A 26,396-nucleotide genomic window follows, 5' to 3' on the forward strand; every position below is an offset into this window, starting at 1 on the left:
TGTTGGCAATGGAGGTGGGCCATGCTGCCCGAACGCACCGACGTCCTCGTGGTGGGGGCCGGACCGACCGGCCTGGCCGTGGCCGCGACCCTGGCCGGGCGCGGCGTCGACGTGACCGTGGTCGACCGGCTGGCGCAGCCTCCGGTCACCTCCCGCGCGGCCGTCGTGCACGCGTACACCCTGGAGGAGCTGGACCGGATCGGCGCCGCCGCGCCGCTGGTGGCCCGGGGGCTGCCCGCGCCGCGCTTCACCGTGCGGGACCGGGACCGGGTGCTGCTCAGCGTCCCCTTCGGCACGCTGCCGTCCCGCTACCCGTTCGCGCTGATGGTCTCCCAGTCCGAGACCGAGGCGGTGCTCGCCGAGCGGCTCACCGCGCTCGGCGGCCGGGTGCTGCGGCCGTCCACGATGACCGGCCTGACCTGCGACGAAGCCGGCGCGACGGCCGGCTTCGCCGACGGCGCCAGGGTCCGGGCCCGCTGGGTGGTCGGCGCCGACGGCATGCGCAGCACGGTGCGCGAGCTGGCCGGGATCGGGTTCGGCGGTTCCCCCGACCCCGGCGAGTCGTTCCTGCTCGCCGACGTGCGGGTGGAGAGCGCGCTCCCGCGCGACCAGGTCGCCCTCTTCCTGGCCCGGCCGGGGCCGCTGGTCTGGGCGCCGCTGCCCGGCGGTGTGGTCCGGCTGGTCGCCGCCGTGGCCGACGCGCCGCGCGAGCCGGACGCCGAGCGGTTCCAGGCCCTGCTCGACGAGCGGGGGCCGGCCCGCCGGCCGGACCGGGTGACCGAGGTGCTGTGGGCCTCGCGGTTCCGGGTCCACCACCGGATCGCCGCGACGTTCCGGGCCGGGCCGGTGCTCCTCGCCGGGGACGCCGCGCACGTGCACAGCCCCGCCGGCGGGCAGGGGATGAACCTCGGCATCTGCGAGGCGGTCGCCCTCGGTCACACCCTCGCCGACGTGCGCGACGGCGGACCGAACGCGCTCCTCGACCACTGGGCCGCCGCCCGCCGGCCGCTCGCCGAGGAGGTCGTCGGCTTCGCCGACCGGATCACCGGGCTCGCCACCGTGCCCCCGGCCGGCCGCCCCCTGCGCGACGTGCTGCTCCGCACCGCCTCCGTGCTGCCGCCGGCCCGGCAGCGGCTCGCCCTGCGGCTCTCCGGCCTGAACCACCGCCCCGGCTAGGCCGCCCCGGTGGGGCGGGCGGCGCGCGCCGACCTCGGCGCCCGCCACGCCGCGAGCGTGACCAGCGCGAAGACCGCCGCCGCCGCGCCGACCACCGGCGCCACCCCGTACGCGGCGCCGGCCAGCCCGGCGAGCGCCGCGCCGACCGGCGCGGTCAGCAGGGCGACGACCCGCTGCGCGGCGCCCACCCGACCGAGCAGGTCGGCCGGCACCCGGCCCTGGCCGTACGCGGCCCAGAGGCTGTTCCACACCGTGCTGCCGGCGGCGAAGACGGCCAGTGCTAGCGCGCCCGCCACCGGGTGCCGGACCAGCGCGAAGCCGGCCAGGGCGACGGTCTGCACCGCCAGCACCGCCCGCAGCGCCGGCACCGTGCCGAGCCGGCCGGCGATCCGCCCCGCCCCAACCGCGCCGCCCAGCCCGCCCGCCACCACGGCCGTCATGAAGAGCCCGTACCCCGCCGCCGGCACCCGCAGCACCTCCAGCGCATAGAGCACCAGCACCGCCATCAACCCACTGATCGCCAGATTCGTCCCCGCACTGAGCACCGCCACCCGCCACAACACCGGCTCCCCCCGAATGAACCGCACCCCCGCCCACACCCCACTCCTCGCGCCGATCTTGCAGTTGTGGCCCCTGACTCGCCCCTTTTCGCCAGTTTCGTCGGGGCCACAAGTGCAAGATCGCGGAGTCGGGGTGGGGGTGGGGGTGAGGGAGAGGACCAGGAGGGCCGCCGCGGCGAAGGTTAGGGCGTCGAGGGTGAAGGGGAGGGGGGCCGCCAGGGTGAAGAGGAGGCCGGCGAGGGGGGCGCCGAGGAAGCCGCCGGCCAGCGCCGTGCCGGCCTGGAGGCGGCCGTTGGCGGTGGGTAGGGCGGCCGGCGGGACCAGTGCCGGGAGCACCGCGAAGGAGGCGGCGTCGAAGAGCGTGCCGAGGGTCGCCAGCAGCACCGCCGTCGCCGCCAGCACGAGGACGCCGGCCCGGTCCGTGGCCACCAGGACGGCCAGGGCGGCCACCACGGCGGCCCGCAGGCCGTCCACCGCCGCCATCGTGCGGCGGCGGTCCCAGCGGTCGGCGTACACGCCGCCGAGCAGGCCGAAGAGCAGCGGCGGGAGCTGCCCCGCCACGGTCACCGCGGCGATCGAACGGGGATCGCGGGTCAGCGTCGCGGCCAGCAGGGCCAGCGCCGGTGTACGCAGGGAATCGCCGAACCGGGAGGCGACGGCGGCGGACCAGAGCAGCCGGTAATCGCGGCCGAGCGGGAGAGCGGTCATGCCGACGGACCCTGCGGCCTGCACCCGGTCGAGGGTCAAGCCGGCCGAAACGGGACGGACAGTGTCGGTGATCACCGGTACGGTGAGCGCCGGAATCGGACCGGGGAGCGCAAGTGGACCGCACCTTCCAGGTCGACCTCCGTGGCGTGGTCGACCTGCTCAGCCATCATCTCTACGGCAGCCCCCGGGTGTACGTCCGGGAGCTGCTCCAGAACGCCGTGGACGCGATCACCGCCCGCCGGGCGACCGAGCCGGACGCTCCCGGCCGGGTGCGGATCGAACCGCCCGAGCTGACCGGGGACGGCACCCTGCGGGTGCACGACACCGGCGTCGGCCTCACCGAGGCCCAGGTGCACGAGCTGCTGGCCACCATCGGCCGCAGCTCCAAGCGCGACGAGCTGGGCTTCTCCCGGCACGAGTTCCTCGGCCAGTTCGGCATCGGGCTGCTCTCCTGCTTCCTGGTCGCCGACGAGATCCGGGTCGTCACCCGGCACGGCGACCAGCCCACCGTGCACTGGACGGGCTGGTCCGACGGCCGGTACGCGGTCGAGGTCGCCCCGGCCGACCAGGCCCGGGCCGAGCCGGGCACGACGGTGACGCTGGTGCCCCGGCGGGACGCCGACCAGTGGTTCGGCCTGCCGACGGTGACCGAGCTGGCCCGCCTCTACGGCAGCCTGCTCCCGGTCGACGTCCGGGTCGGCGACACCCCCACGACCGCCGGGCCGCCGCCCTGGCCGATCACCCCGGGCGCCCCGGTGGACCGGGCCGCCCTGCACCGGTACGCCCAGGAGCTCCTCGGCTTCGTCCCGTTCGACGTGGTGCCGCTGTCCGTGCCGGAGGCCGGGTTGACCGGCGTCGCCTTCATCCTGCCCACCCCGGTGAACCCGGCGGCCCGGGCCGGTCACCGGGTGTACCTCAAGCGGATGCTGCTCACCGAGCACGCCGACGGGCTGCTGCCGGAGTGGGCCTTCTTCGCGCACTGCGTGGTGGACGCCAGCGAGCTGCGCCCCACCGCCAGCCGCGAGGCTCTCTACGAGGACGCCCTGCTCACCGCCGTCCGCGAGGCCCTCGGCGACCAGGTGCGCGGCTGGCTGGTCCGGCTCGCCAAGCACGACCCCCGGCGGCTCGGCGACTTCCTCCAGGTGCACCACCTCGGGGTCAAGGCACTCGCCCTGCACGACGACGAGATGCTCCGGCTGGTCGACCAGTGGTGGCCGATGGAGACCAACGTCGGCACCCTGACCCTCGCCGAGTTCCGCCAGCGGCACGGCCTGATCCGGTACGCCGCCAGCCTCGACGAGTTCCGCCAGCTCGCCGCGGTTGCCGCGGCGCAGGATCTGGCGCTGGTCAACGGCGGCTACACGTACGACACCGAGCTGATCGAGCGACTGCCCACCGTGGACCGGTCGGTGCTCATCGAGCGGCTGGAGCCGAGCGATCTGACCACCCGCTTCGACAGCCTGGACCCGCGGGACGAGCTGGCCCTGCGGCCGTTCCTGGCCGGCGGGCAGCGGGCCCTGGAACGGCTGGGCTGCGAGGTGGTGGTCCGGGCGTACGACCCGGTGTCGCTGCCGGCGCTCTACCTGGTCAGCCGCTCGGCGGCGTTCCACGACCAGCTCGCCGCCAGCCGGGACCGGGCCGACGAGCTGTGGGGTGGGGTGCTCGACGCGCTCGCCGCCTCCGCCCCGCCGGACCGGCCGCAGCTGGTGCTCAACCACCGCAACCCGCTGGTCCGCCGGGTCACCACGCTGACCGACCCGGAGCTGGTGGGGCTCGCCGTCGAGGCGCTCTACGGGCAGGCGCTGCTGCTCGGGCACCACCCCATCCGCGCGGTCGACGCCGCGCTGCTGAACAGTTCCTTCCTCGGCCTGCTCGGCCGGGCCGTACCGGGACGGGAGTGAGCCGACCGTGAGCGACGACGACCTCTGGCGGATGCTGCACGAGATCGACAACATGCCGTACGGCGCCGGGCAGATCGCCGCGCTGGAGCAGCTCCTCCGGCGGGCCGACGCCGGCGACGACCGGCACCTGGCCTTCGCCGCCCGGATCACCGGCACCACCGCGTACGTCTACGGCGGCGAGCCGGCGAAGTCCGTGGTGACCTTCTCCTGGTGCCTCGCCGAGTACGACCGCGACCCGCAGCCCTATCACCAGCGCTACACCCACCAGCTGCTCTGGTTCTTCAAGTACATGGTCAACGCCATGCTGAAGTTCCCGGAGCTGCCGCTGGACCGCACCTACGCGGTGCTCGACGACATGGAGCGGCGGTACCGGGAGTCCGGGCACAGCCTCCAGGCCGTTCACAAGCACCGCTACCTGGTCGCCGCCCACCTGGGCGCGGCGGAGGAGGCGGCCGAGTGGTACCGGCGCTGGATGACCACGCCCCGGGACGCGCTCTCCGACTGCGCCGGCTGCGACCCGACCACCCAGGTCGAGCACCTGGCCACGACCGGCCGGCACGACGAGGCGGTGGCGCTGGCCGAGCCGGTGCTCGCCGGGCGGCTGACCTGCACCGAGCAGCCGCAGGCGATCCTCACCGCGCTGCTCCGGCCCTACCTGGAGACCGGCCGGGCCGACGCCGCGCGGAACGCGCACCGGGAGGCGTACCGGCGGCTGCGGGGGCGCCTCTCCGACCTGTGGGAGATCGCCGACCACGTCGAGTTCTGCACCCTGACCGCCAACGAGGCCCGCGCGCTGGAGCTGGTCGAACGGCACCTCGACTGGCTGGACCGGGCGCCCACCCCCGCCGCCGCCATGCACTTCGCGGCCACCGCCTCGGCCGCGCTGCGGCAGGTGCCCGGCGAGCTGACCGTGCACCGGCGGGCGTTCGGCGACCGGCCGGCGACCGAGGTGCCGGTGGGCGCCCTGGCCGACGATCTGGCCGACACGGCGACCGCGCTGGCCGCCCGCTTCGACGCGCGCAACGGCACGTCGCACCAGTCCGGGCTGATCGCCCGGCGGCTCGCCGCCCAGCCCGTCGGCGAGCACCTGCCGCTCTCCGCCAGCCTGCGCCGCCCGGTCCGCGCGACGCCGCCGGCGGTCGCCCCGGGCGGTGCCCAGCCGGCTCCGACGGTCACGCCGGCCAAGGTCGTCGTACCGGCCGACGCGACCGCCGACGAGCTGCTCGAACTCGCCGACGAGTGCTGGCGTACCCACCGGCGGGACGGCCTGCTCGCCGCGCTGCGGGCGTACGACGAGCGGTTCGGCGGGGCCGAGTTGCCGGCCGCCATCCGGGCCCGGCGGCTGGAGCTGCGCGCGGGTGAGCTGGACGAGCGGGCCGCCGATCCGGCGACGGCGGTCGAGATGAACCGGGCCGCGCTGGCGGCCTGGCGGGCGGTGCCCGACCCGGTCCGCGCGCAGGTGGTGGCCGGCCGGCTGGGCGCGCTGCTCTGCCTCACCGACGAGGGCGCCGAGGAGGGGCTGGCCCTGGCCCGGGAGTCCGCCGACCACCTCGCCCGCCACGGCGACCAGCGGGAACGGGCCGCCGCGTGGGACCGGCTGGCCCAGGCGTACGTGCACCGGGAGCGCTGGACGGAGGCGCTCGACGCGAGCGACCGGGCGGCCGCGGAGGCGGACGTCGACCCGTGGCTGGCGGCCCGGGTGGCGCTGCACCGCACGCACGTCCTGGAGCAGATGGAGCGGGCCGACGAGTTCCGGGAGGCGGCCGACCGGGCCCGCCGGCTCAGCCGGGAGGTGGGCGACCCGGAGCTGCGCACCGCCGCCTGCCTGGCGTACGCCCGGTCTGCGGACGACCCGGCCGAGGCGGTCGCCGCCTGCGACGAGGTGCTGGGGGTGGTCCCGCCCGGCGGCCGGCTGCCGCTCCGGGTCACCCGGGGCCGGGCCCTGCTCGCCGCCGACCGGGCCGGCGAGGCGGTGGACGACCTCGCCGAGGCGGTCACCCTCTGCGTGGAGCAGGGCGCCCCGGGGGACGCGCTGCTGCGCTGGGAGCTGGCCGACGCCTACCGGCTGGCCGGCCGGCTCGGCGAGGCCGCGGAGGTGGCCGAGGAGGCGGTCATCGGGCTGGACCGGCTGGGCGCCCAGGCGGAGGCCGACCGGTGCCGGCACCTGCTGGCCGGCGTCTACGAGGGCCTCGGCGAGATCGAGCCCGCCCTCGCCCTGCTCGACCAGCTCGCGGAGAACCTCGACGGCCCGGACAACCTGCCGCACCGGGGTCAGGTGCTGGAGGAGGCGGGCGGCATCCTCTACGACGCGGACCGGGACGCCGTGGCGGCGCAGCGGTTCGCCGCCGCGGCGTCCGCGTACCGGCTGGCCGGGCATCCCGTGGACGAGCTGCGGGTGCGGCGGCGGGAGCTGCTGGCCCTGCACTGGTCCGGGGACCTGCCCGCGGCGATGGCCGCGATCGAGGTGCTGGACGCGGCCGCCGGGGCGCTCGCCGACCTGCCGGAGGAGCCGCCGGTGGTGACGTACGAGCGGGCGATGGCCGCCGACGCCGGCGCCCGGGTGCTGGCCGCCGAGGACCGGCTGACCGCCGCGCTGGACCGGGTGGCGGGCGTGCCCGGCCGGTTGCGCGGCATCGAGGCGTTCGGCGAGGCGGCGCAGGTCGAGCTCTTCACCGGGGAGCTGCTGCTCCGCGACGACCGGCCGGCCGAGGCGGAGCGGCTGCTGCGTGGGGTGCTCGGCGGGTTGCCCACCGGGTCCCGGCCGGCGGCCCAGGGCGCCTGGCTGCTGGCCCGCGCGCTGGACGAGCTGGGCCGCCCGGCGGAGGCGGCGAAGCTGCGCGCGGAGCACGGCATCGAGTAGGGCTGACCGGGGCAACGTGAGGCAACCGACGGGTAACCGAGACTCCACCGCGCGCTGCCCGCGGTCTAGGCTTGCCCGGTGGCGGTGGAACAGCAGGCGCGGGGTGCGGCGAACGGCGCGACGGGCGCGGGCCGGCGCCGGTCCCGGCGGGACGAGATCCTGGAGATCGCGGTCGGCCTCTTCGCCGCCCGCGGCTACCACGGCGTGTCGATGGACGACATCGGCGCCGCCGCCGGGGTGACCGGTCCGGCGCTGTACCACCACTTCGCCGGCAAGGAGGCGATGCTGGCCGCCGCGCTGATCCCGGTCAGCGAGGGGCTGCTCGCCGGTGGTCGGGAGCGGGCCGCCAACCACCCGGACGATCCGCGCGGCACGCTGGAGTCGCTGATCGACTTCCACGTCGAGTTCGCGCTGGCCAACCCGGCGGTGATCGCCCTGCACCTGCACGAGCTGGATCGGCTCCCAGACGAGCCGCGCCGCCGGATCCGCCGGCTCCAGCGGCTCTACGTCGAGGAGTGGGTGAGCGTGCTGACCGCGCTGCACCCGGGCCTGCCCGACGGTGAGGCGCGGGTGCTGGCCCACGCCGCCTTCGGCCTGATGAACTCGACCCCGTTCCTCGGGGGCGAGGTCGACCGCCGTCGCCGCGCCCAGCTGCTCCGGGCCGCCACCCTCGCCGCCCTCCTCGCCCCGACCACCCCCGCCTGATCCCACCCCACCCCGGTCACCGATCGGGTCACGGGCGCCTCGCGACTCGTGAGTAACCGGCGGCTCGTGGTTACCTGACAGCCGTCCCCACCCCTGGACGCTGGGAGGAAACATGATCGAGTCACTGCTGGTCGCCAACCGGGGCGAGATCGCCCGCCGGATCATCCGTACCGCCAAGCGGCTCGGCATCCGTGCGATCGCGGTGCACTCGGAGGCCGACGCCGGCCTGCCGTTCGTGACCGAGGCCGACGAGGCGGTCTCTGTCGGCCCGGCGAACCCGGCGCAGAGCTACCGGAACGTCGAGGCGATCCTCGCCGCCGCCAAGTCCACCGGCGCGCAGGCGATCCACCCCGGGTACGGCTTCCTGTCGGAGAACGCGGAGTTCGCCCGTACCGTCGAGGCCAGCGGCCTGATCTGGGTCGGACCCGGCGCGGACGCGATCACCGCGATGGGCGACAAGATCAACGCCCGGAACCTGATGGCGGCGGCCGGGGTCCCGGTCGCGCCCGGGACCACCGAGCCGGCGGCCGACCTGGACGCGGCGGTCGCGGCCGCCGCGGAGATCGGCTACCCGGTGATGGTCAAGGCCGCGGCCGGCGGCGGCGGCATGGGCATGGGCGTGGCGACGGACGAGGCCGCGCTGCGCACCGAGTACGACAAGGTGCGCTCGTTCGCGGAGCGGATGTTCGGCGACGGCTCGGTGCTGCTGGAGCGGTACTTCCCCCGGGTGCGCCACGTCGAGGTGCAGATCCTCGGCCTGGCCGACGGCCGGGTGGTGGCCCTCGGCGAGCGGGAGTGCTCGGTGCAGCGGCGCAACCAGAAGCTGGTCGAGGAGTCCCCGTCCCCGGCGGTCTCCCCGGAGCTGCGGGAACGCTTCCTGGCCGCCGCGGTCCGCGCCGGTGAGGCGGTCGGCTACCGGAACGCCGGCACGGTGGAGTGCTTGCTGGTCCCGCGCCCGCGGGACTTCCAGGGTGAGGGCCCCGCGTCCGAAGAATTTTTCTTCCTGGAGATGAACACCCGGCTCCAGGTGGAGCACCCGGTGACCGAGCTGGTCTACGGGGTGGACCTGGTGGAGGAGCAGCTGCGGGTGGCGGCGGGCCTGGCCCCGGCCTTCGACCCGGACGCGCTCGCCCCGCGCGGCCACGCCATCGAGCTGCGGATCAACGCCGAGGACCCGAAGCGCTTCCTGCCCGGCCCGGGCGCGATCGCCACCTGGAACGAGCCGACGGGCACCGGGGTCCGGGTCGACTCGGGCTACGTCGCCGGCAACACGGTCACCCCCTTCTACGACAGCCTGATGGCCAAGCTGATCGTCAGCGGCAAGGACCGGGCGGAGGCTGTCGACCGCGCGAAGGCCGCCGTCGCCCAGTTCGAGATCGCCGGCCCGAAGTGCAACCTGCCGTTCTTCGCGGAGCTGCTGGAGAACGAGGAGTTCCTCTCCGGCGACTACGACACCGGCATCGTGGGCCGGATGCGCTGACCTCCCACCCCCGGTGAGGGCGGGGTGGGGGCGGGCGGGTGCGGAGGGGTGGGGTGGGGTGGGAGGCTGGAGGCATCCACCACGTAACCCCGTCACAGTGAGGTGACCCCTTATGGCGGAACTGCCGGACTTCGTCTCCATCCGGGAGGTCGGGCCGCGGGACGGGCTCCAGAACGAGGAGCCCATTCCCACCGACGCCAAGGTGCGGCTGCTCGACGCGCTCTCCGGCACCGGCGTCAAGCGGATCGAGGCGGTCTCGTTCGTGCACCCGAAGGCGATCCCGCAGATGGCGGACGCCGACGAGGTGTGGCAACGGGCCACCAGGGCCGAGGGCGTGCGCTACTCGGCGCTGGTGCCGAACACCCGGGGCGCCCAGCGGGCCCTGGCCGCCGGCTTCACCGAGATCGAGGTGGTGGTCTCGGCCAGCGACACGCACAACCGGCGCAACGTCAACCGCTCGACCGAGGAGTCGCTCGACGACATCGCCGAGCTGATCGACCTGCTGCACGGCGCCGGCGCCCGGGCCGAGGTGATCGTGGCGACCAGCTTCGGCTGCCCCTACGAGGGGGACGTCGACCCGCAGCGGGTCGCCGGCATCGTGGACCGGGTGGTCCGCGACGGCGCGGACCGGGTGGCGTTCGGCGACACCACCGGCATGGGCACCCCGCGCCGGGTCCGCGAGCTGATCACCGCGGTACGCGACCGCAACGCGCACATCCCGGTGCTGCTGCACTTCCACAACACCCGGGGTACCGCGCTGGCCAACCTGCTGACCGCGCTGGAGCTGGGGATCACCGAGTTCGACGCCAGCGTCGGCGGCCTCGGCGGCTGCCCGTACGCCCCGGGGGCGAGCGGCAACCTGGCCACCGAGGAGGCCGTGCACATGCTGCACGACATGGGCATCGACACCGGCATCGACCTGGACGCCCTGATCGAGGCGGCCGAGCTGGCCGAGGAGCTGCTCGGCAAGAAGCTCCCCTCCGGCGTCCTCCGCGCCGGCCCCCGCACCCGCCTGACCCCCCGCCCCACCCCCTGACCCCCGGCCCCACTCACCCGGCCCGCTTCCGCCCGGTTGATCAAGAGGTTTGCGTCAGGATCCGGCCCTGGACCTGACGCAAACCTCTTGATCACTTCTGCGGTCCACCGCGCACGTGCACCGGGCGCTCCTGTGGTGGAACGGCATGGGTGTCTTCCGGCCCCGGATGCACCCGTGGTGTTCCACCAGTGGTCAGTCGTCCGTCGGTCCGGGCCGCTCTCCGAGGTGCTTGGCGGGTCGGTGGCGGTGGGTCGCCGGAGGGGTCGTCGATGCGCTAACCTAACGATCGTTCAGGTCGGTCGGCCCGCTCACGAGGCGGCCGGCCCAGGCGGCGAGGGAGTCGGCGTGACGCTCGACGGTGAGGCACTGGAGCAGCTGCGCAAGCGCGCCCGGGCCGGCGGTGCGGACAAGTACCACGCGGCGAACGCCGCCAAGGGCAAGCTCTTCGCCCGCGAGCGGGTCGCGCTCCTGGTCGACGAGGGCTCCTTCGTCGAGGACGGGCTCTACGCCAACGCGATGGCCGAGGGGCTGCCCGCCGACGGCGTGGTCACCGGCACCGCCACCATCGACGGCCGCCAGGTCTGCCTGATGGCCAACGACTCCACGGTCAAGGCCGGCAGCTGGGGCGCGCGTACCGTCGAGAAGATCATCCGGATCATCGAGCGGGCGTACTCGACCAGTGTGCCGATGGTCTACCTGGTCGACTCGGCCGGCGCCCGGATCACCGACCAGGTCGACCTCTTCCCCGGCCGGCGCGGCGCCGGCAAGATCTTCTGGAACCAGGTCCGCGCCTCCGGCTCGATCCCGCAGGTCTGCGCGCTGTTCGGGCCCAGCGCGGCCGGCGGGGCGTACATCCCGGCGTTCTGCGACGTGGTCGCCATGGTGGACGGCAACGCCAGCATGTACCTGGGCTCAGACCGGATGGTCGAGATGGTCACCGGCGAGAAGACCACGCTGGAGGCGATGGGCGGGGCGAAGGTGCACTGCGCCGAGTCCGGCGTGGGGCATTTCCTCTGCAAGACCGAGGCCGACGCGCTCGACGTGGTGAAGACCTACCTGTCGTACCTGCCGGCCAACTGGACGCAGCAGCCGCCCGCCGCCGAGGCCGTCCCCGCCTCCGACAAGGTGGACCTGGCCGCGCTGGTCCCGGCCAGCGAGCGGCAGGCGTTCGACATGCGCCGGTACGTCAAGGGCCTGCTCGACGACGGCTCGTTCTTCGAGATCCAGGCGCTCTGGGCCAAGGAGCTGACCATCGGCTTCGGCCGGCTGAACGGCGAGGTCGTCGGCGTGGTCGGCAACAACTCGATGTTCAAGGGCGGGGTGCTCTTCGTCGACTCGGCCGACAAGGCGACCCGGTTCGTGCAGCTCTGCGACGCGTTCAACGTGCCGCTGCTCTTCCTGAGCGACGTGCCCGGGTTCATGGTCGGCAGCGCGGTGGAGAAGCAGGGCATCATCCGGCACGGCGCCAAGATGATCACCGCGATCTCCGAGGCGACCGTACCCAAGATCTGCGTGGTGGTCCGCAAGGCGTACGGCGCCGGTCTCTACGCGATGGCCGGGCCCGGCTTCGAGCCGGACGCGACAATCGCCCTGCCCACCGCGAAGATCGCGGTGATGGGCGCGGAGGCTGCGGTCAACGCGGTCTACGCCAACAAGATCGCCGCCATCTCGGACGAGGCCGAGCGGGCCGCCTTCGTCGCCGCCAAGCGCGAGGAGTACGAGCGGGACATCGACGTCGTCCGGCTCGCCAGCGAGCTGGTGGTCGACGCGATCGTCGAACCGCACGAGCTCCGCGACGAGCTGGTCCGCCGGTTCGCCGCCGCCCGCACCAAGGAACGGCACTTCTCCCGGCGCCGGCACGGCGTCACCCCGGTCTGAGTCCCGGGCAACCCGCACGACCCGTCCCGGCGTCACGAGCGCCCGGCGGCCCGTCCCGTCCACACAGGAGGAACCGATGGACTTCCGGCTCAGCGAGGAACAGGAAGCGCTACGGGAGAGCGTGCGGGAGTTCGCCCGCGAGGTGATCGCCCCGACCATCGCGGAGCACTACGAGCAGCACACCTTCCCGTACGAGATCGTCCGGCAGATGGGCAAGATGGGGCTGTTCGGCCTGCCCTTCTCCGAGGAGCACGGCGGCATGGGCGGCGACTACTTCGCGCTCTGCCTGGCGCTGGAGGAGCTGGCCCGGGTCGACTCCAGCGTGGCGATCACCCTGGAGGCGGCGGTCTCCCTCGGCGCGATGCCGATCTACCGGTTCGGCACGGACGAGCAGAAGGCGCAGTGGCTGCCGAAGCTGCTCAGCGGTGAGGCCCTGGCCGGCTTCGGGCTGACCGAGCCGGGCACCGGCTCGGACGCCGGTGGCACCCAGACCCGGGCCGTGCTGGACGAGAGCACCGACGAGTGGGTGATCAACGGCTCGAAGGCGTTCATCACCAACTCCGGTACCGACATCACCTCGCTGGTCACCGTCACCGCGGTCACCGGCATCAAGTCGGACGGCTCGAAGGAGCTCTCCACCATCATCGTGCCGTCGGGGACGCCCGGCTTCACGGTCGCGCCGGCGTACTCCAAGGTCGGCTGGAACGCCTCGGACACCCACGAGCTGACCTTCGACGACTGCCGGGTGCCGGCGGCGAACCTGCTCGGCCAGCGCGGCCGGGGCTTCGCCCAGTTCCTGCGCATCCTCGACGAGGGGCGGATCGCCATCGCCGCCCTGGCCGTCGGCCTCGCCCAGGGCTGCGTCGACGAGTCGATCAAGTACGCGAAGGAGCGCCAGGCCTTCGGCCGACCGATCGGCAACTACCAGGCGATCCAGTTCAAGATCGCCGACATGGAGCTGAAGGCGCACACCGCCCGGCTGGCGTACTACGACGCCGCCGCCCGGATGCTGGCCGGCGAGCCGTTCAAGCGGCAGGCCGCGATCGCCAAGCTGCACGCCAGCACCATCGCGGTGGACAACGCCCGCGAGGCCACCCAGATCCACGGCGGCTACGGCTTCATGAACGAGTACCCGGTGGCCCGCTTCTGGCGGGACGCCAAGATCCTGGAGATCGGCGAAGGCACCAGCGAGGTGCAGCGGATGGTCATCGCCCGCGATCTGGGCATGTGAGGTGAAGCAGACCCGTCCGGGCCGGTCGAGGCCCGGACGGGTGCCGCCGCTGTCGGATATCCGCGGCGGACCGTCGGCTGGCCGACGATGACCTGCCGGCCGTCGCACCCGATCCGTACTCTTCGTGCCCATGACTCCGGATCATGATCGTTCACGGAGCCCGGCCGGTCGCACCGTGCTGTCGGATCTGCTGCGGGGGCACCGGCACGCCGCCGGCCTCACCCAGGCGGAGCTGGCGAGCCGGGCGGGCGTCGGGGTGCGGACCGTCCGTGACCTGGAGCGGGGCCGGTCCGCGCGACCCCAGCGCACCACCGTCGAGCTGCTCGCCGACGCGCTCCGGCTGACCGGCGCCGCCCGGACGACCTTCCTCGCCGCGGCCCGGCCGTCGCCCGCCGCCGGCACGACCGGTCCGGCACCGCGGCACCTCCCGGTCACCGGCCCCGGCGCCGCCCCCTCCGGTACGCCCATCGTGCTCCCGCAGCCGGTCCCGCTGATCGGCCGGGACCGGGACGTCGCCGAGATCGGCGCCCTGCTGAGCACCGACCATCCGGTGGTGAGCCTGGTCGGGCTGGCCGGCGTCGGCAAGACCGCGCTGGCCCTGGCCGTGGCCCACGCGGTCGCCGCCGACCACCCCGCCGGCGTCGCCGGGGTGCTGGTCGGTGAGGGCTCCGACACGGCGGACGTGCTGGCCGCCTCGGCCGGGGTCTTCGGCGTGAACCGGCTGGCCGACCTCGCCGCCCGGCTCGGCGGGCAACCCGCGTTGTTGCTGCTGGACGCGGCGGAGCGGGCACCCGATCCGGTGGCCGAGGCGTTGCGCCGGCTGGTCGCCGCGGCGCCGACCCTGCGGGTGCTGGTGACCGGTCGGCACCCGGTCGGCCTGCCGGGCGAGCTGGTCCGGCCGGTGGCGCCGCTCGACGTACCGCCGGCGGGGACCGTCCCGGCGGCACCGGCGGAGCTGGACCGCTGGCCGGCGGCGGCGCTCTTCATCGCCCGCCTCGCCCAGGTGCGCCGCGAGCCACCCACCCCGGCCGAGCTGCCGGCGCTGGCCGCGCTGGTCCGTCGGCTGGGTGGCCTGCCGCTGGCGATCGAGCTGATGGCCGCCCGCGGCCGGATCCTCGACGTCACCGAGCTGCTCGACCGGTACGGCGACCGGGTCCTCGACCTCGCCACCCCGCCCGGCGGCCGGCCCGGTTGGGACCCGGTGGACCGCGCGGTGACCCTGCGCGAGGCGGTGGCGACCAGCTACCGCCTGCTCGCGCCCGCCGAGCGGGCGGCGCTGCGCCGGCTCTCGGCGTTCCGCAACCGCTGGTCGGTCGAGCTGGCCGAGGAGCTGCTCGCCGACGGCGGCGAGCGGCGGGACGCGGTCCCCCTGCTGGACCGGCTGCGCGAGCTCGGCCTGCTCAGCGTCCGGGGCACGGGGCCGTTCCGGTTCCGCCTCCTCGACGCGGTACGCGACTTCGCCAGCGAGCAGGCGGCCGGCGAGGGGGAGCTGACCTGCGTCCGGCGCCGGCACGCGGAGGTGGTCACCGGCCTGGCGGTCCGGACCGCCCCCGATCTGGTCGGTCCGGACCTCACCGCCGCCGTGCACCTGCTCGACGAGGCGACCGGCGACATCATCGCCGCCCTGGCGCACGCCGCCGTCGACGATGCGGTCACCGCGCTGCGGCTGGCGGCCGCGCTGCCCCGCTGGTGGCGGTTCCGGGGGCGGGACGTCTCCGGGCGCCGCTGGCTGCACCGGTTGCTGGCCGATCCGCGTACCGCCGACGCCGATCCGGTGCTGCGGGCCTGGGCGCTGCTCGGGGTGGCCCAGCTGGCCGCCGAGCACGGCGCGGGGGCGGAGGAGCTGCCGGCGGCGCGCGCCGCGTTGGACGTCTTCCGGGACGCCGGCGAGGTGACCGGGGAGCTCTCCGCACGGTCGGTGCTCTGCGCGCTGCTGCACGCCACCGGCGGCCACGACGAGGCCAGGGACCACGCCGAGGCGGTGCTGGAGCTGGCCACCCGGCACGGCCGGGTGCGGGACATGGCGGTCGCCCAGAACAACCTGACCTGGCACGACATCCGGGTGGGCGACCTGGCCGGGGCGCGGCGTCGGCTGGCCACGGTGGATCGGCTGGCCGCCCAGTGCGGGGAGCGGCGGCTGCGGGTGCTCGCCCGCGCCAACCTGGCCGAGGTGATGCGCCTGGCAAGCCGGTACACCGAGGCGGTGGCGCAGGGGCGGCGGGTGGCGGCGACGCTGGCCGAGCTGGGCGACCCGGGGCACCGCCGCCGGGTGTTGGGCACGGTGGGGTTGGCGCTGGCCCAGGAGGGCCGGGCCGCCGAGGCGCTTGAGGTGGTGGCCGAGCTGCGGTCGGGGACGGCCGGTTCCCCGGTGCCCGGCCAGCGCCGTCCGCCTCTCGGCGCGGAGGGCGCCGCGGCCGGGCGACCGGAGGACGCGGTCTGCGCGCTGATCGAGGGCAACCTGGCCCTGTACCAGGGCGACCGGGAGTTGGCGGCCGAGTGGTTCGCCGCCGCAGCCGAGGCGGGCGTCGACGGCCAGGACCGGCGGGACGTGGTGGAGGCGCTGGTCGGGCTCGCGGCGAGTACGGCCGACGTGAGGGTGCTGAGTCGGCTGGACGAGGTCCGCCGGGCGGGCGGGGTCAGTCTGCTGCCGCAGGAGGAGGCCCTGCTGTACGCGTTGGTGGCGCGCCGCACGGCGGGCACCCGAAGGGGTGCGCCCGGCTGATCCTGGTGTTTGCCGCGCGGGGACCGACCCCGGACGGTCTCCCGCGGGTAAGGAGGCGCGGGGGTGGCGCGAGCGAAAAAGCCCCCTGGTGTTGCCCCTCGCTCCTCGCTCGCGCCGGCACCCCCCGGTGCGCCCCCGCTGAGCGAAGACTATCCGCACCTGCTGGGCGATTTGGTGGCTTTTACGCCCGATATAGACCGGCGGTAGGTCGGTTCTGCCGGTCTTTCTGCCGGTGGGCGGGCGGAACGGCGGATTCCGCTCAGGAGGCGGTCTCCGCCGGCGCCTCGGCCGGCGCGGACCCGGTGCTCCCCGCGGTCGCGCCCGGGTGCACCGCGTCCCGGATCCGGCGCAGGCTGTCGAGGAGGGCCGCCAGCGCGTCCGGTTCGAGCTGTCCGGTGAACCACTCCTCGATGATTCGCAGGTGCCCGGGGAGGGTCTCGTCCAGCCGGGCCAGGCCGGCGCCGGTGACCACCGCGTACGAGCTGCGCCGGTCGGAGGGGCAGGCGCTGCGGCAGAGCAGGCCGTCGCGCTCCATCCGGTCGACCACCCGGGTCACCCCGCTGGTGGAGAGGGAGGTCTGCGCCGCGAGGTCGGTCATCCGCAGCTGGTTGCCGGGCGAGCGGGCGAGGCGGGTCAGCACCTCGAACTCGACCGGGGAGAGGCCGTGCTCCTCGAACTGGGCGGCGAAGCGGGTCGTCAGGCCGGCGTGCACCTCGTAGAAAAGGCCGACGGCGGTGATCCGGGGGTCGGCGAACACGTTCTCGTCCACGTGGCCATCCTAGCAGTACTTGACACATGGAATATTGCTGTGCCTATAGTTGCTCAGTCAGTCGTTGGGTTACTAAACAATCTCCCCTGGAGGACAGCACCATGACCAGCAGCACCGAAGCGGTTACCCGCGACTGGGAGGGTCTGACCATCCCGGCTGCCGGCACCTACCTGCTGGACGCGGCTCACAAGCGGGTCGGGTTCGTCGCGCGGCACATGATGGTCAGCAAGGTGCGCGGCGAGTTCGCGGACGCGACCGCCACGATCACCATCGCGGAGGACCCGATGGAGTCCTCCGTCACCGCCACCATCCAGGCGGCCAGCATCCACACCGCAATGGCCGACCGTGACGCGCACCTGCGCAGCGGGGACTTCCTGGACGTGGAGAAGTTCCCGACGCTGGAGTTCCGCAGCACCGGTGTGAAGTCCCGGAACGGGAACGAGTTCATCCTCGCCGGCGAGCTGACCATCAAGGACGTCACCCGTCCGGTGGAGCTGGAGGTCGAGTTCGAGGGTGTCGGCCGCAGCCCGTTCGGTCAGGACATCTTCGGCTTCTCCGCGAGCACCGAGATCGACCGCGAGGCCTTCGGCCTCACCTGGAACGTCGCCCTGGAGACCGGCGGCGTCCTGGTCGGCAAGAAGATCAAGATCGAGATCGAGGGCGAGGCCGTCCGCCAGGCCTGATCCCCCCGTACGATCCGACGGGCCCGCGCTGTCTCACCGACGGCGCGGGCCCGTTCGCGTACGCCGGTGAGGGTGCGAATTGTCACGACTCATTCGTCTCCGGCCAACGGTGTTCGGGGCACCGGCTGGGTAGTGATGCCTCCGGGAGCGCATCGCGGGACCGGTCCCCCTGGTCCCGGCCATGCGCGTGCTCTTAACGTGAATGGTTCACAATGCGTTCCGGAACGGTACTGTTCCGTTGCGCCTCGCGCCGGGAGGACACATGGGCAGGGACGTCGAGCAGGGCGCCTTCTCCCGGGAGGACCGGGTCCGCTACCGGCAGAAGGTCCGGCGGTGCCTGGACGTCTTCGCGCTGATGCTGGACGACTTCGGGTTCGACGCCGACCGCCCGATGACCGGGCTGGAGATCGAACTCAACCTGGTCGACTCGGCCGCCGAGCCGGCCATGCGCAACGACCAGATCCTCGCCGACATCGCCGACCCGCTCTTCCAGACCGAGCTGGGGCAGTTCAACCTGGAGCTGAACGCCCCACCCCGGCTGATCGAGGGCGTCGGCTTCGCCGACTACGAGCAGGACCTGCGCAGCAGTCTCAGCCGTGCCGACGAGCGCGCGGCGAAGTCGGACGCCAAGATCGTCCTGGTGGGCATCCTGCCCACCCTCACCGAACGCCACCTGGTGGCCGACAACCTCTCCACCAACGAGCGCTACCGGGTGCTCAACGACCAGATCGTCGGCGCCCGGGGCGAGGACATCGAGCTGGACATCCGCGGGGTCGAGCGGCTCCGGACGCACACCGACTCGATCGCCCCCGAGGCCGCCTGCACCAGCCTCCAGTTCCACCTCCAGGTCGCGCCGGACAGCTTCGCGGACTACTGGAACGCCTCCCAGGCGATCGCCGGGGTGCAGGTCGCGATCGGCGCCAACTCGCCGTTCCTCTACGGCCGGCAGCTCTGGGCGGAGACCCGGATCGCCCTCTTCGGACAGGCCACCGACACCCGCCCGGACGAGCTCAAGGCGCAGGGCGTACGGCCCCGGGTGTGGTTCGGCGAGCGGTGGATCACCTCGATCTTCGACCTCTTCGAGGAGAACGTCCGGTACTTCCCGCCGCTGCTGCCGATCTGCGCGGACGAGGACCCGGTCGAGGTGCTGCACGCCGGCGGGGTGCCCGAGCTGAGCGAGCTGCGGCTGCACAACGGGACCGTCTACCGCTGGAACCGGCCGGTCTACGACATCATGAACGGCCGCCCGCACCTGCGGGTGGAGAACCGGGTGCTGCCGGCCGGCCCGACGGTCGTGGACATGCTGGCCAACGCCGCCTTCTACTTCGGGCTGGCCCGGGGGCTGGCCGAGTCGGACCGGCCGATCTGGAGCCAGCTCACCTTCAGCTCGGCCGAGGAGAACTTCCACGCCGCCGCCCGCCGCGGCATGGACGCCGTGCTGCACTGGCCCCGGCTGGGTGAGGTCCCGGTGACCAAACTGGTGCTGGACGTCCTGCTGCCGAAGGCCGCCCAGGGGCTGGACCGGTTCGGCGTCGCCCCGGCCGAGCGGGACCGGCTGCTCGGCATCATCGAGCAGCGCTGCCGTACCGGCCGCAACGGGGCGGTCTGGCAGACCGAGGCCGTCTGGGCGGCCGAGCGGCACCGGGGCATGGACCGGGACGCCGCGCTGCACGACATGCTCCAGCGCTACGCCGAGCTGCAGCGCGGCAACGAGCCGGTGCACACCTGGCCGGTCGACTGACCCGCCGGGTCCCCGCCACGCCAGCCTCTCCGCCGGTACGACCGACCGCGCCGGCCCGGCCGTGCCGACTCCACCGGAAAGGTCGCGGCGTCGACGCGCGGCCGGATCAGCGGTTGCGGCGGCCGGGCCTGGTCTTCGGGCCGGTGGTCGGCGGGGTCGTCGGGCCGCTCTTCGGCTGGCCGGTTCCGCTCGCCTCGCCCGCCGACGGCACGTCCGCCGCCGCCGGGTCCGGCGCGGGCGCCACGTCCGCCGCCGCCCCGTCGCGTGGCCGCGGGACGCTCCGGTCGGAAGCCGTGGCGGGACCGGGGGGCGTGCCCGGTTCCGCCACCGCCAGCCCTGCAGCGGTCTCCGGCGTCGGTCTGGCCGCCCCGGTGCCGCGGGTCGCTCCGGCGGGCCGCCGGCCCGATCGGCCGGTGCGGGCGGCGGCGGTCGGCTCACCGGTCCCCGCTGCCACGTCGGCGCTCCCCGCTGCCTCGTCGGCGGGCGGAAGGTCGAGGGCTTCCCGGTCGGTGCCGGTGGAGAGGTCGTCCGGCTCGGCGGTGCGCTGCCGGGGCAGGGTCACCCCGGCCGGCGCGGCGGTGCGGCGCTCCGCCCGCTGGGCCAGCGCGGCCACCAGCGCCGAGCCGCCCACCCCGGCGATCACCGCGTACGGGGCGATCAGGTGGGCCGAGACCTGCTCGGCGGCGATCGCGGCGAGCCTCGGCACGGCCAGCAGGTACGCCACCGCCACGAGCAGCGGTCCGGCCGCTCCCGACGCGACCGCCCCGACCCGCCGCTCCGGCAGCCGGGCGGTACGCCGCGCGGCCAGCGCGCCGATCACCAGCGCGGAGCCCATCGCGAGGAGCGCCCCCGGCCAGTAGAAGTAGTCCCGGATCCAGAACCGGTCGCTGTCCGCGCTGATCTGCCAGATGCCGAGCTGCGCGCTGGTCAGGCCCCGCCCGGCGAGCACGCTGTCGACCACCGAGACCACGGCGAGCAGCCAGAGCCACCCGGTCGTGGCGATCAGGTTGGTGGCGGCCGCCCGCGAGTGCAGCGCCCAGCTCGCCACCAGCACGCCGACCAGCAGTCCGACGGCGGCGTAGCCCGCGGCGACGGTCTGCGGGGAGAAGGTGTCCGGCACCCGCGCCGCGCGGGCCGGTACGGCGACCAGGAGCACCGTGATCAGCGCGCCGACCGCCCCGGCGACGGCGAGGGTGACCTTCCCCAGCGTCCCGCCCGGCTCCTCGTCCTCGCCGCCCCGCTCCCGCAGCCGCTGGGCGCAGACCGCGCCCGCGACCACGGAGGTGGCGGAGATCCAGGTGGCCCAGGCGAGGCTCGCCACCCACGCCGCCTCGACCGTCGCGGCCTCGGTCGGCGTCCAGTCGATGATGCCCAGGCCGTAGCCGAAGCCCAGTTGCGCCGCGCCCGCACCGGCAGCGACGCCGATCGCGGTGGCGACCGATCCTCCCCAGCCCAGTCTGGCCATGTCGGGGAGCGTAGCGTCCCAGCGTCGGCGCGGCGAGTCGTGGCGGGCAGCCGGGACCGGCTCGCGGCCGGGGGCTTGGTGGCGGCGGCTACGGTCGCCGGTGATGAGGCGGTGGACGCGATGACGGACGGGTACCCGGAGCGGCAGAGCTCACCCGGGCCGGCTGACCAGGGGCCGGACCGGGTCAGGCTGTTGCTCGGCGGCGGCCTCGCGGTGGTGCTGCTGGCCGTGATCGGCGCCAGCGGCGGCTGGATCCTCGCCAGTGGCGACTCCCGTCGGGCCGACCGGCCCGTCGCGGCGGCGACCACCGCGCCGGCCCCGACCGGGGCGACGCCGACCACCGAGGCGCCCCGCACCACGCCCCCGGTGACCCGGACGACCACCGGGGCCGGCGGGCTGACGGTGCCGGAGCTGGTCGGCGTCGACTTCGAGGACGCCCGCCGGCAGTTGCACGAGCGGAAGCTCGGTTGGCGGCTGGTCTTCGGCGCGGGCGCCGGCCGGAACGTCGAGCGCACCTCGCCGGAGCCCGGTACGACGGTGCGGCGGGGTGTCACCGTCACCCTCTGGGTGGCCGGGCCGGCGCCGGCCGTGGCCGTACCGGACCTGGTCGGCGACGACTGCGACGACGCCGCGGACGACCTGGTCGAGGCGGGCCTCTACCCGCGCTACCGCACCGGTCGGCGCGGCACCGTCACCGCGCAGGATCCGGCCGCCGGCGGCGCGGTCCGGTGGAACGACCCGGTCGCCCTCGTCTGCGGCGCCCCGCCGTCGACCCCGCCGGCCAGTCCCGCACCGACCCCCTGACCGGCGGCTCGCCGCGCTGATCCCCGCCGATGGCGGTCCGGACCGCTAACTTGGATGATCGAGGGCCAGGGCGCCCGCCCCGGTGGGGAAAGGACGTGCGATGAGCGACGACCGCCAGGAACCACCCGCCGGGGACGACGCCGACGCCACCCGCGCGCTGCCGCCCGATCGCGCCGCCGGTGGGGAGGACGCTGACGCCACGCGGAGGCTGTCGCCGACGGATGACCGGAGCGCGCGGCCGGAGCCCGGGGACGCCACCGCGCCGCAGCAGCCCGTCGACCGCACGGCGCCCATGCCGGCGGCCTGGTCCGGGCGGGCCGGGGTGCCGCCGCCCCGGCCGGTCGGCTACCAGGAGGCCGGCGCCGAGTGGTACACCGAGGAGCAGGCCGGCCGACGCTGGTGGATGCCGATCCTGCTGGGCATCCTCGCCCTGCTGCTGATCGCGCTGATCGGGGTGGGCGTCTGGCTGGCGCTGCGGGCGGCGGACCGGGGTCCGGCGCCGTCCCCCTCGCTCACGCCCGCGCCGACCACCGCCCCGGCGACCACCGCCGCGCCGACCTCGGCGGCGCCGAGCACCGAGCCGCCGACCACCCCGCCCGCCACCACCGCCGCGGCCCGGGTGCCGATGCCGCCGCTGGTGGGGTTGCCGGAGGCGGCCGCCCGGGCGGTCCTCGACCGGTTGGGTGTGGACTACCGGGTGGTGCGCCGGACGTCGGACCGACCGGCCGGCACGGTGATCGAGACCGACCCGAGCCCCGGCGAGGCGATCTCCGAGGGTGACCAGGTCACCGTCGTGGTCGCCGAGGCCGCGGCCCCGACGACCGGCGCCGGCACTCCCACGCCCGGCCCCTCGGCCACCGGAACCCCCTGACCCTCACCACTGCCGTCGTCTGGTGCCGACCAGGCCGAGCCCGGCCAGCGAGATGGCGAGCCCCAGGAGGCCCGAGTAGAACAGTGACCGGCTGAGCTCCTCCGCCGGCGTCCGTACGCCGGTCGGGCCGGCCGGCCCCTCGGCCACCGCTCCCTCCCCGGCCCCGCCGCCGGCCCGGTCCGGGGTCGTACGCGGCGGCGCGCCGGCTGGGTCGCCGGCGGCCCAGCCGGGCTCGTCCGGCTCGTCGGGCGGTGCGGAGCCCTCCCCGACCACGGTGATCTCCGGAGCCGGTACCGGCTCGCTGAGCTGCTGGGTGGAGGAGAGAGCGGGGTGGTTGACCGCGACCGCGATTGCGGTCGCTGCGCCAAGGAGCGCGAGGAGCCCGAAGGCGTAACCGACACGGGACCGGTGGTGCCGCCGCGCGGCGGGCAGATTGACCATGGCCATCCCAGGTTCAGGGTCCGGGACGCGCGGGATGGAGACTTTGCCGGGGTGGGCGTACCGATTCTATGGCGGCGGTAGGCCCCCCGACCTGGCAATCGTGGTGTCAGCCCACCTGAACCGGGGTCCGGGCGACCGGGCGCCGGGTGCGTACGGTGTGCGGGCGGGGCGCCGGCGCGGCCTGGACCTGACGCAGCCCCTCCGACTGTACGAAGATCGACCGCCGGTTGACCGCGTCCCCCGCCGCGTTCAACTCGTAGCCGTCGAGCCACAGCCAGCCGTCGTAGGTCGGCCAGTCGAGCACCCGGATCATCCGGAACATGATCGGTCGAAGGAACTGGACACTCGCCGCGCGAGTCACGTGCAGTACGTCACCGGAGCGGGGAAGCACATTGGCTCCTGGGAATGTCGGCCGGCGGGCGAGCCGGCGGGCGCTGATCGGGGGACAGTTCGGGGCCCGGCGACGGGGCCGTGCCTCGTGGACCGGCTGATCACGTTTCGGTGCTGGTCGGGCCGTACCCGCGGTGGCGCGCCGCCACCCGACCATCACCCGGCTGCTCCCGGTTACCGCTCCCACCGCCGCAGCCATCGGGCGTGCAGCGGCGGGGTCTTCAACCCGGGGCAGGTCTCGTTACCGCAGCCCGGGCCGGCTCACCCTCCGCCGGCCAGCGGCCGGTGGGATCACCACGTCGGGAGATCAAGTGGAGACGGTGAGTAACCCGTGCCATACCGACAGAGTGCACCAGCGACGTGCCATATGCAAGTTGCACGTCGACTTTTGCCGATACGGGAGCGGGACACGTGAACGGCATGCTTGATGACCTCGGTACCGGGACGGCACACTGGACGCCGGTTTCGCCCGTCGCGGCCGGTCGACGACCGCACCACCCCTGCCGCGAACGATCGCCCGCCGTACCACGGTCGCGTCCCAGGCGGGGGTCGAACCGGGCGCGATCGACCGGAGGTGGCCGGGTGGACGCGAGGGGCCGGGGTTCCCGCACCACGACCCGCGGGGCGGCGTCGTGAGCGAGCGGCGCAGCCCCACCATCCGGCGTCGTCGCCTGGGGGCGGAACTCCGCCGCCAGCGGGAGGCCGCCGGCATCACCATCGAGACGGTCGCCGAGCAGCTCGAGTGCTCGGCCTCCAAGATCTCCCGCATCGAGACCGGCCACACCACGGCCACCCCGCGCGACGTCCGGGACATGCTCCGGATCTACGGGGTGGTGGGCGCCGAGAGCGACGAGCTGGTGCAGATCGCCCGGGAGGCCCGGCAGAAGGGCTGGTGGCATCCGTACAGCACGGTGCTGGTCGGGGCGTACGTGGGGCTGGAGGCCGCGGCCAGCTCGATCCGGGCGTACGAGCAGCAGGTGGTGCCGGGCCTGCTGGAGACCGAGGAGTACGCGGGGGCGATGATCCGGGCCGCCCGGCCCGACTTCAGCCCCGACCAGGTCCACCAGCGGGTGCGTGTCCGTCTGGGCCGTCAGTCGTTGTTGACGCAGGACGATCCGGTCGATCTGTGGGTGGTGCTCGATGAGGCGGTGCTGAGCCGGCCGGTGGGCGGCGACGCGGTGATGCGTGGCCAGCTCAAGCGGCTGGTGGAGGTGGCCGAACTGCCGAACGTGACGTTGCAGGTCCTGCCCTTCGAGGTGGGCGCGCACGCCGGCATGGACGGGACCTTCACGATCCTCAGCTTCCCCGAACCGAGTGATCCCGATGTCGTGTACGCGGAGAACGCCACGGGTGGGCTCTTCCTGGAGAAGAGCGACGAACTGCAGAAGTACAGCTTCATCTTCGATCACATTCGAGCGGCGGCCATCCGCCCGGAGGAATCCATCGCACACATCGCGAAACTGGCAGAGGAGCCACTGTGGAAATGGCGACCAAGGAGTTCCCCGTGGACCTGACGCAGGCGACCTGGTTCAAGAGCTCCAAGAGCGGACCGAACTGTGACAACTGCGTGGAGGTCGCGTACGTGACCGGGGCGGTCGGCGTCCGGGACTCGAAGGACAGAACGGGCCCGGCCCTGGTCTTCGCCCCGGGTGACTGGCACGCCTTCGTCGCCGGTGCCAGGGACGGTGTGTTCGCCCGGGTCTGACCCGGCGACCCGGACTTGGAAAGCGTGGTCCCGCCCGGCAGAGTGGCCGGGCGGGACCATTCCGTCCATTCGGGCCCGCCCACGCACGGCCGGCGCGGGTCACCCGTCGCCACTTCCGCTCCGCCTCGTTGAACCGCACAGATCGGCAACCGAGCGAGGCAGGCGAGACGGATGACGACGATCGGTTCGGATAACCTCACCAACGGCCCGGGCAAGCCGGAGCGGTTCGGCGGCAAATACCGCGGCGCCCGCCGGGACACCGTGCTCACCGAGGTGGTCTCCGCCGACAGCGAGGTGGGCGGCCGGGACGCCGCCCCGCCGGAGCAGGCCGGTCCGCCGCTGTCCCTGCCGTCGTTGGACCCGAACCCGCTCACCGAGCCGTCGTTCCCGCCGGCTGGCTGGCCGCTGGAGCCCACCGAGTCCCTGGTGGACCATCCGCTGCTGCGCGGCCTGCTGATGGAGCTGCCGCCGAGGGGCAGCGTCCCGCCGCCCGGCTGGCTGGACCGCTGGTTCGACGCGACCCGGGCGATCCTCGAACTGCTATACGTGCAGGGGACCGGCCGCTCGCGGTGAGCTGACGGCCGCCGGCATCGCCCGCTCGGCGAGCCGGTTGTGCCGCAGCGCGTGGCGTACCCCGATCGCGGCGATCCCCAGGGTGCCGACGGTGACCGCGGCCCCGGTCGCGCCGCTTCCCCTGAAGAGGTCGAGGCCCGCGGCCGAGACCACGGCCGGGACGGCCGCCAGCGCGGTGACCTGCAACGGCAGCCCGATCAGCGGGTGCGCCGCGGCGGCCCGCAGGCCGTGCGGTGCCGGGGTCTCCGGCGCCCGGGCGAACGCCCCGGCGCCGGCCCGCAGCCGCCGGACCCGCCGGAGCGTGCAGACCGCGACCACCAGCGCCGGGACCGCCGCGAGGGCAAGGCTGCCGGCGGCTCGGTCGACCGGCGTGCCGCCCGCGCTCTGCAGGCCGGTGAGCAGCACTGCGGCGGTCAGCGCCAGGCCGGTGAGGATCAGGGCGGACAACCATCCGGTACGCCGCCGGAGGGCGCGGGCGCGGTCCAGCCGGGGGAGTCCGTCCGCGACGACGGCGGCGACCACCCAGACGGCGGCGACCGGGAGCAGCACGGCGAGATGGTCATCCATGTCGCCAGCCTTGCCCAGTTCGACGTTCACCGAATCCGGGGCCGTCCCCGGTCCGTCCCGTACGTCGTCCCGTAGGGGGCATCCCACCAGTGCTATTGCGGATTCGGCATGTTCCCGGCGGTGCCGTTCC

Annotated in this window: 22 protein-coding genes; 16 read left to right on the top strand and 6 right to left on the bottom strand. The window is 74.6% G+C overall.

Annotated features, from left to right (window positions below):
• Nucleotides 1-21: 21 nt before the first annotated feature.
• The gene (locus tag ACTWO6_RS00285) at nucleotides 22-1,176 is read left to right on the top strand and encodes an FAD-dependent oxidoreductase (RefSeq protein WP_446217627.1); all 1,155 of its coding nucleotides are present in this window, start codon (nucleotides 22-24) and stop codon (nucleotides 1,174-1,176) included.
• On the opposite strand, the gene ACTWO6_RS00290 is transcribed toward ACTWO6_RS00285, so the two are convergent.
• Nucleotides 1,173-2,444: an MFS transporter gene (locus ACTWO6_RS00290; protein WP_446217628.1), complete on the bottom strand. Its 1,272-nt coding sequence runs from the start codon at nucleotides 2,442-2,444 to the stop codon at nucleotides 1,173-1,175. The genes ACTWO6_RS00285 and ACTWO6_RS00290 overlap by 4 nt on opposite strands.
• 113 nt (nucleotides 2,445-2,557) lie before the next feature.
• Here ACTWO6_RS00290 and ACTWO6_RS00295 point away from each other — a divergent pair, with 113 nt between their 5' ends.
• The 8 genes from ACTWO6_RS00295 to ACTWO6_RS00330 all read left to right on the top strand — a co-directional run bounded on the left by ACTWO6_RS00295 (nucleotide 2,558) and on the right by ACTWO6_RS00330 (nucleotide 16,257).
• Nucleotides 2,558-4,345 (top strand): HSP90 family protein, encoded by a 1,788-nt coding sequence (locus ACTWO6_RS00295; protein WP_446217629.1) that lies wholly within the window; start codon nucleotides 2,558-2,560, stop codon nucleotides 4,343-4,345.
• Between the two features lie 7 nt (nucleotides 4,346-4,352).
• On the top strand, nucleotides 4,353-7,205 hold the full coding sequence (locus ACTWO6_RS00300) for a hypothetical protein (protein ID WP_446217630.1): 2,853 nt from the start codon (nucleotides 4,353-4,355) through the stop codon (nucleotides 7,203-7,205).
• A gap of 78 nt (nucleotides 7,206-7,283) precedes the next feature.
• The gene (locus ACTWO6_RS00305; RefSeq protein ID WP_446217631.1) at nucleotides 7,284-7,910 is read left to right on the top strand and encodes a TetR/AcrR family transcriptional regulator; all 627 of its coding nucleotides are present in this window, start codon (nucleotides 7,284-7,286) and stop codon (nucleotides 7,908-7,910) included.
• 112 nt (nucleotides 7,911-8,022) lie between these two features.
• A complete protein-coding gene (locus ACTWO6_RS00310; RefSeq protein ID WP_446217632.1) occupies nucleotides 8,023-9,390 on the top strand; it encodes an acetyl-CoA carboxylase biotin carboxylase subunit in 1,368 nt (455 codons plus the stop codon).
• 112 nt (nucleotides 9,391-9,502) lie between these two features.
• Nucleotides 9,503-10,426, top strand: a complete 924-nt coding sequence (locus ACTWO6_RS00315; RefSeq protein WP_446217633.1) for a hydroxymethylglutaryl-CoA lyase — start codon at nucleotides 9,503-9,505, stop codon at nucleotides 10,424-10,426.
• Between the two features lie 345 nt (nucleotides 10,427-10,771).
• On the top strand, nucleotides 10,772-12,304 hold the full coding sequence (locus tag ACTWO6_RS00320; RefSeq protein WP_446217634.1) for an acyl-CoA carboxylase subunit beta: 1,533 nt from the start codon (nucleotides 10,772-10,774) through the stop codon (nucleotides 12,302-12,304).
• 76 nt (nucleotides 12,305-12,380) lie between these two features.
• Nucleotides 12,381-13,535 carry an acyl-CoA dehydrogenase family protein gene (locus ACTWO6_RS00325; RefSeq protein ID WP_446217635.1) on the top strand — a complete coding sequence of 385 codons (1,155 nt, stop codon included), beginning with the start codon at nucleotides 12,381-12,383 and terminating at the stop codon, nucleotides 13,533-13,535.
• Nucleotides 13,536-13,665: 130 nt separating this feature from the next.
• Nucleotides 13,666-16,257 (top strand): ATP-binding protein, encoded by a 2,592-nt coding sequence (locus tag ACTWO6_RS00330; RefSeq protein ID WP_446217636.1) that lies wholly within the window; start codon nucleotides 13,666-13,668, stop codon nucleotides 16,255-16,257.
• A 259-nt stretch (nucleotides 16,258-16,516) separates the two neighbouring features.
• Here the strand turns inward: ACTWO6_RS00330 and ACTWO6_RS00335 are convergent, their stop codons facing one another.
• Nucleotides 16,517-17,026 (bottom strand): MarR family winged helix-turn-helix transcriptional regulator, encoded by a 510-nt coding sequence (locus ACTWO6_RS00335; RefSeq protein ID WP_446217637.1) that lies wholly within the window; start codon nucleotides 17,024-17,026, stop codon nucleotides 16,517-16,519.
• Between the two features lie 101 nt (nucleotides 17,027-17,127).
• On the opposite strand from ACTWO6_RS00335, the gene ACTWO6_RS00340 reads away from it, so the two are divergent.
• Together ACTWO6_RS00340 and ACTWO6_RS00345 are read left to right on the top strand one after the other, a co-directional pair.
• Nucleotides 17,128-17,709 (top strand): YceI family protein, encoded by a 582-nt coding sequence (locus ACTWO6_RS00340; RefSeq protein ID WP_446217638.1) that lies wholly within the window; start codon nucleotides 17,128-17,130, stop codon nucleotides 17,707-17,709.
• A 262-nt stretch (nucleotides 17,710-17,971) separates the two neighbouring features.
• Entirely contained in the window at nucleotides 17,972-19,450 is a 1,479-nt protein-coding gene (locus tag ACTWO6_RS00345; RefSeq protein ID WP_446217639.1) for a glutamate--cysteine ligase, read from the top strand.
• 106 nt (nucleotides 19,451-19,556) lie between these two features.
• Here the strand turns inward: ACTWO6_RS00345 and ACTWO6_RS00350 are convergent, their stop codons facing one another.
• A complete protein-coding gene (locus ACTWO6_RS00350; RefSeq protein ID WP_446217640.1) occupies nucleotides 19,557-20,915 on the bottom strand; it encodes a hypothetical protein in 1,359 nt (452 codons plus the stop codon).
• Between the two features lie 120 nt (nucleotides 20,916-21,035).
• Between ACTWO6_RS00350 and ACTWO6_RS00355 the strand changes: the two genes are divergently transcribed.
• The gene (locus tag ACTWO6_RS00355; protein ID WP_446217641.1) at nucleotides 21,036-21,719 is read left to right on the top strand and encodes a PASTA domain-containing protein; all 684 of its coding nucleotides are present in this window, start codon (nucleotides 21,036-21,038) and stop codon (nucleotides 21,717-21,719) included.
• Nucleotides 21,720-21,819: 100 nt separating this feature from the next.
• Nucleotides 21,820-22,590, top strand: a complete 771-nt coding sequence (locus ACTWO6_RS00360) for a PASTA domain-containing protein (RefSeq protein ID WP_446217642.1) — start codon at nucleotides 21,820-21,822, stop codon at nucleotides 22,588-22,590.
• Between the two features lie 3 nt (nucleotides 22,591-22,593).
• On the opposite strand, the gene ACTWO6_RS00365 is transcribed toward ACTWO6_RS00360, so the two are convergent.
• Together ACTWO6_RS00365 and ACTWO6_RS00370 are read right to left on the bottom strand one after the other, a co-directional pair.
• On the bottom strand, nucleotides 22,594-23,037 hold the full coding sequence (locus ACTWO6_RS00365) for a hypothetical protein (RefSeq protein WP_446217643.1): 444 nt from the start codon (nucleotides 23,035-23,037) through the stop codon (nucleotides 22,594-22,596).
• Between the two features lie 100 nt (nucleotides 23,038-23,137).
• Nucleotides 23,138-23,422: a hypothetical protein gene (locus tag ACTWO6_RS00370; protein ID WP_446217644.1), complete on the bottom strand. Its 285-nt coding sequence runs from the start codon at nucleotides 23,420-23,422 to the stop codon at nucleotides 23,138-23,140.
• A gap of 631 nt (nucleotides 23,423-24,053) precedes the next feature.
• Between ACTWO6_RS00370 and ACTWO6_RS00375 the strand changes: the two genes are divergently transcribed.
• From ACTWO6_RS00375 to ACTWO6_RS00385, 3 genes are all read left to right on the top strand, one after another.
• Entirely contained in the window at nucleotides 24,054-24,935 is an 882-nt protein-coding gene (locus ACTWO6_RS00375; protein WP_446217645.1) for a helix-turn-helix domain-containing protein, read from the top strand.
• Nucleotides 24,905-25,126, top strand: coding sequence for a DUF397 domain-containing protein (locus tag ACTWO6_RS00380; RefSeq protein ID WP_446217646.1), 222 nt, complete (start codon nucleotides 24,905-24,907; stop codon nucleotides 25,124-25,126). Before ACTWO6_RS00375 ends, ACTWO6_RS00380 begins: the two co-directional genes overlap by 31 nt.
• Nucleotides 25,127-25,297: 171 nt before the next feature.
• Complete coding sequence (locus tag ACTWO6_RS00385) at nucleotides 25,298-25,699, top strand: hypothetical protein (protein ID WP_446217647.1); 402 nt, start codon at nucleotides 25,298-25,300, stop codon at nucleotides 25,697-25,699.
• Here ACTWO6_RS00385 and ACTWO6_RS00390 read toward each other — a convergent pair.
• Nucleotides 25,667-26,266 carry a hypothetical protein gene (locus ACTWO6_RS00390; protein WP_446217648.1) on the bottom strand — a complete coding sequence of 200 codons (600 nt, stop codon included), beginning with the start codon at nucleotides 26,264-26,266 and terminating at the stop codon, nucleotides 25,667-25,669. The two genes, ACTWO6_RS00385 and ACTWO6_RS00390, sit on opposite strands and share 33 nt — an antisense overlap.
• Nucleotides 26,267-26,396: the final 130 nt, after the last annotated feature.

This window comes from Micromonospora sp. IBHARD004, assembly GCF_052814115.1.